4 protein-coding genes and 1 pseudogene are annotated in these 7,277 nt (G+C 70.2%); 3 read left to right on the top strand and 2 right to left on the bottom strand.

The window, feature by feature from the left end; genetic code table 11:
* Positions 1 to 1,270, bottom strand: a pseudogene (gene dbpA / locus AC27KI_RS16295) (ATP-dependent RNA helicase DbpA); the annotation flags it as partial.
* Positions 1,271 to 1,376: 106 nt separating this feature from the next.
* Between dbpA and AC27KI_RS16290 the strand changes: the two are divergent.
* From AC27KI_RS16290 to AC27KI_RS16280, 3 genes are read left to right on the top strand one after another with little or no spacing between them, the layout of a single operon-like run.
* A complete protein-coding gene (locus AC27KI_RS16290; RefSeq protein WP_284429510.1) occupies positions 1,377 to 3,449 on the top strand; it encodes a putative bifunctional diguanylate cyclase/phosphodiesterase in 2,073 nt (690 codons plus the stop codon).
* 47 nt (positions 3,450 to 3,496) lie between these two features.
* Positions 3,497 to 4,978 (top strand): AMP nucleosidase, encoded by a 1,482-nt coding sequence (locus tag AC27KI_RS16285; protein ID WP_284392916.1) that lies wholly within the window; start codon positions 3,497 to 3,499, stop codon positions 4,976 to 4,978.
* Between the two features lie 31 nt (positions 4,979 to 5,009).
* Positions 5,010 to 6,152, top strand: coding sequence for a GGDEF domain-containing protein (locus tag AC27KI_RS16280; RefSeq protein WP_487114754.1), 1,143 nt, complete (start codon positions 5,010 to 5,012; stop codon positions 6,150 to 6,152).
* Between the two features lie 47 nt (positions 6,153 to 6,199).
* Here the strand turns inward: AC27KI_RS16280 and AC27KI_RS16275 are convergent.
* Positions 6,200 to 7,277 (bottom strand): PTS fructose transporter subunit IIC (locus tag AC27KI_RS16275; RefSeq protein ID WP_487114752.1); only part of this gene is annotated, 1,078 nt, incomplete at its 5' end.

The following is a 7,277-nucleotide window of genomic DNA, read 5'->3' as shown; positions in this document are numbered from 1 at the left end:
GCCACCTCGCGCGCAAAGCCCATCTCGCCGGTGAGCGCGCCCAGCACGTCGCCCGCGCGGATCTTTTCCTTGCGCCCGCCGATGATCTGGATGGTGGCCATGGGCGGCAGCAATGGCCCGCCGGGAGCGGCGGTCAGCTCGGACAGCGGGTGCCATTCCGACTCGCGGCCCTGCAGTTGCTCGATCTTGCCCACGCTGCCCATCTCGGGCAGGCTGGCCAGGCTCAAGGCGAGGCCTTCGGCGTCCGCGCGGCCGGTGCGGCCGATGCGGTGCACATGGATCTCGGGATCGGGGGTCACGTCGACGTTGATCACCGCCTGCAACTGGGCGATGTCCAGGCCGCGCGCGCCACGTCGGTGGCCACCAGCACCGAGCAGCTGCGGTTGGCGAACTGCACCAGCACCTGGTCGCGCTCGCGCTGCTCCAGCTCGCCATAGAGGGCCAGCGCGTGAAAGCCCTGCGCCTGCAGCACGCCCACCAGGTCGCGGCACTGCTGCTTGGTGTTGCAAAAGGCGATGGCCGATTCGGGCCGGAAGTGGTTCAGCAGCTGCGACACGGCGTGCAGGCGCTCGCTTTCCTTCACCTCGTACCAGCGCTGCGCGATCTTGGCCGAACCATGCTGGGCCTGTACCGTGATGCGCTGCGGCTCCTTCATGAACTGGCGCGCCAGGCGCTCGATGCCTTCGGGGTACGTGGCGGAAAACAGCAGCGTCTGGCGCTCGGCCGGGCACTGGCGCGCGACCTTGGCGATGTCGTCGAAAAAGCCCATGTCCAGCATGCGGTCGGCCTCGTCGAGCACCAGGGTGTTGAGCGCCTGCAGATCGAGCGTAGCGCGCTCCAGGTGGTCCATCACCCGCCCGGGCGTGCCCACCACGATGTGCGCGCCGTGCTCCAGGCTGGCGATCTGCCCGCGCAGCGGCACGCCGCCGCACAGGGTGACCACCTTGATGTTCTCCTGCGCGCGGGCCAGGCGCCGCACCTCGGTGGCCACCTGGTCGGCCAGCTCGCGCGTGGGGCACAGCACCAGGGCCTGCACCGCGAAGCGGCGCGCATTGAGGTTCGCCAGCAGCGCCAGGGCGAAGGCCGCCGTCTTGCCGCTGCCGGTGCTGGCCTGGGCGATCAGGTCGCGGCCCAGCAGGGCCACGGGCAGGCTCGCGGCCTGAATCGGCGTCATGCGGGTGTAGCCCAGCTGCTGCAGGTTGGACAGGGTCGCGGGGTGCAGCGCCAGGGAGGAGAACTCGGCGCCAGCGCCGGAAACGGAAGAAGTCATCCCCGGATTATCCCGGGGCCCGGCCGGCGCGAGGTGGGCAAGGGCTTGCACCCCTCGCCAGCGGCGCCCCGATCGGCTATAAAACTTCGAGATACAAGGGTGGGACATGCCAGACACATCAAGCCGAGCGGACGGTCCTTCCCAGGACCCCCACTGCAGCAGTTCCCTGCTGCGGCTGCTGGCCGACTCCGTTCCGGCGCTGCTGGCCTACTTCGAATCGTCCACCCTGCGTTGTGTTTTTGCCAATCAGGGCTACGCCGAATCCACCGGCCACACGGTGGAGGCGATCCTGGGCAAGACAGTGCAGGAAGCCATCGGCGACAGCGCCTGGGCCTCGATCCAGCCCCAGATCCAGCAGGTGCTGCGGGGCGAGCGCGTGCAATACACGCGCAAGCAGCGGGTGCGTAGCGGGCCGCCGCGCATGATCGAGGTCAACCTCATTCCCCACCTGCACCCCAAGCTGGGACTGATGGGCGCCTTCGTGCTCATCAACGACATCACCCACCACTGGGAGGCCGAACGCGCGGTGCGCGAGAGCGAAGAGCGCATGCGCAAGTTCTCGCAGGCCACCGAAGAGGCCATCGTGTTCCACCGCGAAGGCCTGGTGACCGACTTCAACGAAGCGCTCACGCGGCTGATGGGCTACTCCCTGGCCGAGGGGCGCGGCCGGCGCATGCTCGATTTCGTGAGCGAGGAGTTCCGCCCCGTCACCGAGGCCTATGTGCGCGAGGGCCGCGAAGAGCCCTACGAAGTCACGGTGCTGCACCAGGACGGCCATGCCGTTCCCGTGGAGATCGTCGGCAAGACCATGCCCTGGAAGGGATCGGACTACCGCATCGCGGTGCTTCGCGACATCACCGCGCGCCGCCAGGCCCAGGAGCGCGAGGCCTTCCTGGCGCGGCACGATGCGCTCACGCAATTGCCCAACCGCACCACGCTCATGGAGCGGCTCACCGCCGTGATCGAGGCCGCACAGCGCACGCCGCAGGCCGCCGCCGTGCTGTTCATCGACATGGACCATTTCAAGACGGTGAACGACTCGCTGGGCCACGAGGCCGGCGACATGCTGCTGTGCGAGGTGGCCCGCCGGCTCGTGCAGGGCGTGCGCTCGGTGGACATCGTAGCGCGCGTGGGGGGCGACGAGTTCGTCGTGGTGCTGCGCGACGCGCAGGACCGGCCCTCCGCCCTGGCGGTGGCCGACCAGCTGCTGGCCGACGTGTGCGCCGTGTTCCATGCCGACGGCACGCCGCTGTCGGTGTCGGTCTCCATCGGGGTGAGCATGTACCCCGACGACGGCGACACCGCGGCCGAGCTGGTGCGCCGGGCCGACGCCGCCATGCAGCAGGCCAAGGACAGCGGCCGCGCCAACCGCCAGGCCTACGCCCCGGGCATGGAGACGCCCTCCACCGGCGTGCTGCAGCACGAACGCCTGCTGCGCGACGCCATCCTGCACGGCGCGTTCGTGCTGCACTACCAGCCGCAGGTGCGCCTGGACGACGGTGCGCTCGTGGGATTCGAGGCGCTGGTGCGCTGGCGCCACCCCGAGCGCGACCTGGTGGGGCCCATCGACTTCATCGCCTTCGCCGAGGCCCGCGGGCTCATCACGCCCATCGGCCGCTGGGTGCTGGTCGAGGCCTGCCGGCAGATCCGGGCCTGGCACGACGAGGGCCTGCCGCAGGTGCCGGTGGCGGTCAATCTCTCGGCGCTCGAATTCCGCCAGCGCGATGTGGCCGGCGAGATCGCGGGCGTGCTGCGCCAGACGGGCCTGGCACCGCGCTTTCTGGAGATCGAGCTCACCGAATCCGTGCTCATGCACGATGCCGACCAGGTGCGCCACACGCTGGACGCGCTCAAGGCGCTGGGCGTGCGCGTGTCCATCGACGACTTCGGCACCGGCTACTCGTCGCTCGCCTACCTCAAGCGCTACCCGATCGACAAGCTCAAGATCGACCGCTCCTTCGTCTCGGACACGCCCGCCAACGAAGACGACGTGGCCATCGTCACCGCCATCGTCCAGATGGGCCGCAGCCTGCAGATCCAGACCGTGGCCGAGGGGGTGGAAACCGACGCCCAGCGCGACCTGCTGCGCGCCCTGGGCTGCCATCTGGCGCAGGGCTACCTGATCTCGCCGCCCATGGACCCGCGCCAGACGCGCGAGTGGCTGCTGAAAAAAAGATAGCGGGCCCGTCATCGGGCAGACCCGCGCGCCCGTGGACAATAGGGGCCATGGCCCAGATCCCCGACTTCACCGAGCCCACCCTTCATACCGATCCCGCCGAGGCGCTGTCGCAGGTGCAGCGCATCTACCAGCAGCAGATCGGGCACCTGCGCGATGCCATGCAGCGCTTCGTCGCCGGGGAGACCCCGGCCAGCCACGTGCGGGCCTTCTACCCCTTCGTGCGGGTGCAGACCACCACCGTGGCCCGCGCCGCCACCCAGCTGGCCTACGGCTTCGTGGAAGGCCCGGGGCGGTATGAAACCACCCTCACCCGGCCCGACCTGTTCGCCAACTACTACGCCGAGCAGTTCCGCCTGCTGCGCAACAGCCACAACATCGAGCTGGAGGTGGGCATCAGCAGCCAGCCCATCCCCATCCACTTCTCGTTCGCCGAGCACGACCACATCGAGGGCACGCTGACCGCCCAGCGCCGCATGCTCATGCGCGACGTGTTCGACCTGCCCGACCTGGAGGCCATGGACGACGGCATTGCCAACGGCACCTGGGCGCCGCGCCCCGGCGAGGCCCAGCCCCTGTCGCTGTTCACCGCGCCGCGGGTGGACTACTCGCTGCACCGGCTGCGCCACTACACCGGCACCGCGCCCGAGTGGTTCCAGAACTTCGTGCTGTTCACCAACTACCAGTTCTACATCGACGAATTCGTGCGCCTGGGCCATGCCGAGATGGCCAAGCCGGACAGCGAGTACGTCGCCTTCATCGAACCGGGCAACGTCGTTACCCGCCGCACCGGCCTGCCGGCGCAGCCGGGCGACGAGCTGGGCGTGGCCCCGCCGCGGCTGCCGCAGATGCCGGCCTACCACCTCATGCGGGCGGACAAGAGCGGCATCACCATGGTCAACATCGGCGTGGGCCCGTCCAATGCCAAGACCATCACCGACCACATCGCCGTGCTGCGCCCGCACGCCTGGATGATGCTGGGCCACTGCGCGGGCCTTCGCAACAGCCAGCAGCTGGGCGACTACGTGCTGGCCCACGCCTATGTGCGCGAAGACCACGTGCTCGACGAAGAGCTCCCGCTGTGGGTGCCCATTCCCGCGCTGGCCGAGATCCAGATGGCGCTGCAGCAGGCCGTCGCCGACGTCACGCAGATCGAGGACGCCGACCTGAAACGCATCATGCGCACCGGCACCGTGGCCAGCACCGACAACCGCAACTGGGAGCTGCTGCCCGACAACATGCCCCAGCGCCGGTTCAGCCAGAGCCGCGCCGTCGCGCTGGACATGGAGAGCGCAACGATCGCCGCCAACGGCTTTCGCTTCCGCGTGCCCTACGGCACCCTGCTGTGCGTGAGCGACAAGCCCCTGCACGGCGAGATCAAGCTGCCCGGCATGGCCAACCATTTCTACCGCGAGCGCGTGGACCAGCATCTGCGCATCGGCATGCGCGCCATCGACATCCTGCGGGCCGGGGGCGTGAGCCGCCTGCACAGCCGCAAGCTGCGCAGCTTCGCCGAGGTGGCCTTCCAGTGACGCACCGGGTGGGCGCCGCCACCAGGGATTGATGCGGCTGGATTTCGTCACCCTGATGGCCATCACGGCCACCAACCTGTGCATGCTCTCCGCGGCCCTGCCGCTGATCATGGGCCGCGGCGCGGGCACCGCCGCGCGCTGGGTGCAAGCCAGCCTGCTGCTGCAGGGCCTGGCCTGGGCGGCCATCATCGCGTCCTCCTACGCGTGGGACCAGACCCTGTCCACCGTGTCCATGGCTGCCAATTCCCTGGCCCAATGGGCTCTCTTCGAAGCCCTGGCGATCTGGCTGGGGCCCCGGCCCGGGCGGCGCCTGGTGCAGGCGCTGGTGGTGGCGATCCCGCTGGGCTACACCCTGGGGTTTTCGCACTACGCGTTTCGCGTCGGCTGGGCCAACCTGCTGCTGGCCACGCTGCTGCTGGCCGTGGCGCGCGCCACGCTCTACCCGGCCCACCCAGCGCACTCGGTGGACCGGCGCTGGCGCCTGCTGCTCACGGGCTGCCTGGCCACGATGGCTGCGTTCACCGCCGCGCGCGGCGTGCTGGGCGCCTTCACCGACGCCTACCCCAGCTTCCGCACGCCGCACCCCGTCAACATCGCCGCGGCCGTGGCCGCCAACGTCACCCTCGTGCTGGGCACGGTGGCCGTGCTGGTGGCCTGGCGCGACGAGGCCGAGCAGCAACTGCGCACCCTGGCCATGACCGATCCGCTCACCGGCCTGCTCAACCGCCGCGGCTTCGAGGCCCACGGACAGGCCCTGCGAACGCGCGCCGCGCGCCAGCGCCTGCCCCTGGCCGCCCTGCTGCTGGACCTGGACCACTTCAAACGCATCAACGACGCCTACGGCCACGAAGCCGGCGACCGCGCCCTGGCCTGGTTCGCCCGGCTCGCCCAGTCCATGGCCGGGCCGCACGACACCGTGTGCCGGTTCGGCGGCGAGGAGTTCGGCGTGCTCCTGCTGCATGCGCAGCAGGAAGAGGCGCAACGCTTCGATCAGCGCCTGCGCGAACGCCTGCAGGCCGAAAGCGCCCAGGCCCTGGGGTTTCCCATCGACTACAGCGCCGGCGCGGCGCTGTGGCACGGCGGCGAAGAGGACCTGGCCGAGCTCATGGCCCGCGCGGACGCGGCGCTGTATGCCGCCAAGGAACAGGGGCGGCGGCAGCTGGCCATGGGCTAGGAAAACAGAACGCAGAACGGGCGGTGCCGCCCCTTTCGCCGAGGGCGCTACGCCACAACCACCCGCCGCTTGAGCACCCCCAGCGCCAGCGCCGTCACCCCCGTGCCGGCCGCGATCGACAGCGCGTACAGCACCACGTGGTTGACCGCGTTTGGAATGGCCAGCACGAACACGCCGCCGTGCGGCGCCTGCAGGCCGATGTTCCACATCATCGACAGGCCACCCGCTACCGCCGCACCGGCCATGCAGGCGGGGATCACCCGCAGCGGGTCGCGCGCGACGAACGGAATGGCCCCTTCGGTGATGAACGCCAGGCCCAGCACGGCGACGGCCTTGGAGGCCTCGCGCTCCTCGGCGCTGAAGCGGCTGCGGAACACCCAGCACGCCAGCGCGATGCCCAGCGGCGGCACCATGCCCGCGGCCATGGTGGCGGCCATCGGGTTGGCCACGCCGCTGGCGATCAGCGTGGTGGAGAACACATAGGCCGCCTTGTTGACCGGGCCGCCCATGTCGAAGGCCATCATCGCGCCGAGGATCACGCCCAGCAGCACGGCGCTGCCGGTCTGCAGGCCCTTGAGCCATTCGGTGAGCGCGGCCATCACGCCGGCCATGGGCTTGCCGATGACCGTCATCATGAGCACGCCGACCACCAGCGTGCCCAGCAGCGGCAGCAGCAGCACGGGCTTCAACCCGTCGAGCGTGCGCGGCAGGCGGATGGCGCGGTTCATCCAGTGCACCGCATAGCCCGCGATGAAGCCCGCGGCAATGGCGCCCAGGAAGCCCGCGCCCACGGTGCCCGCGAGCAGGCCGCCGATCATGCCCGGCGCGATGCCCGGCCGGTCGGCGATGGAGAACGCAATGTAGCCCGCCAGCGCCGGCAGCATGAGCGTGAAGCCGGCCTTGGCGCCGATCTGGAACAGCGTCCAGCCCAGCGTGCCCTGGTGCGCGTCGTCGTACACGTAGATGCCGCCCAGCGCGAAGGCCAGCGCGATCAGCAGCCCGCCCGCGACCACGAAGGGCAGCATGAACGACACGCCGGTCATCAGGTGCTTGTAGGGGCCGGTGCGCTCCGTGCTGCGGGCGGCGGCGCCGGCAGGCGCCGCCCCGGGCGTTGCGATCACCGAC

It is taken from the genome of Acidovorax sp. KPB24-03 (assembly GCF_057546605.1).
This window is presented reverse-complemented; position numbering and strand designations above follow the sequence as displayed.

What these genes read in the sequence shown, in the direction of transcription:
- AC27KI_RS16280 (WP_487114754.1), top strand. Translation starts at nt 5,010, where the DNA reads ATGCGGCTGGATTTCGTCACCCTGATGGCCATCACGGCCACCAACCTG.
- AC27KI_RS16290 (WP_284429510.1), top strand. Translation starts at nt 1,377, where the DNA reads ATGCCAGACACATCAAGCCGAGCGGACGGTCCTTCCCAGGACCCCCAC.
- AC27KI_RS16285 (WP_284392916.1), top strand. Translation starts at nt 3,497, where the DNA reads ATGGCCCAGATCCCCGACTTCACCGAGCCCACCCTTCATACCGATCCC.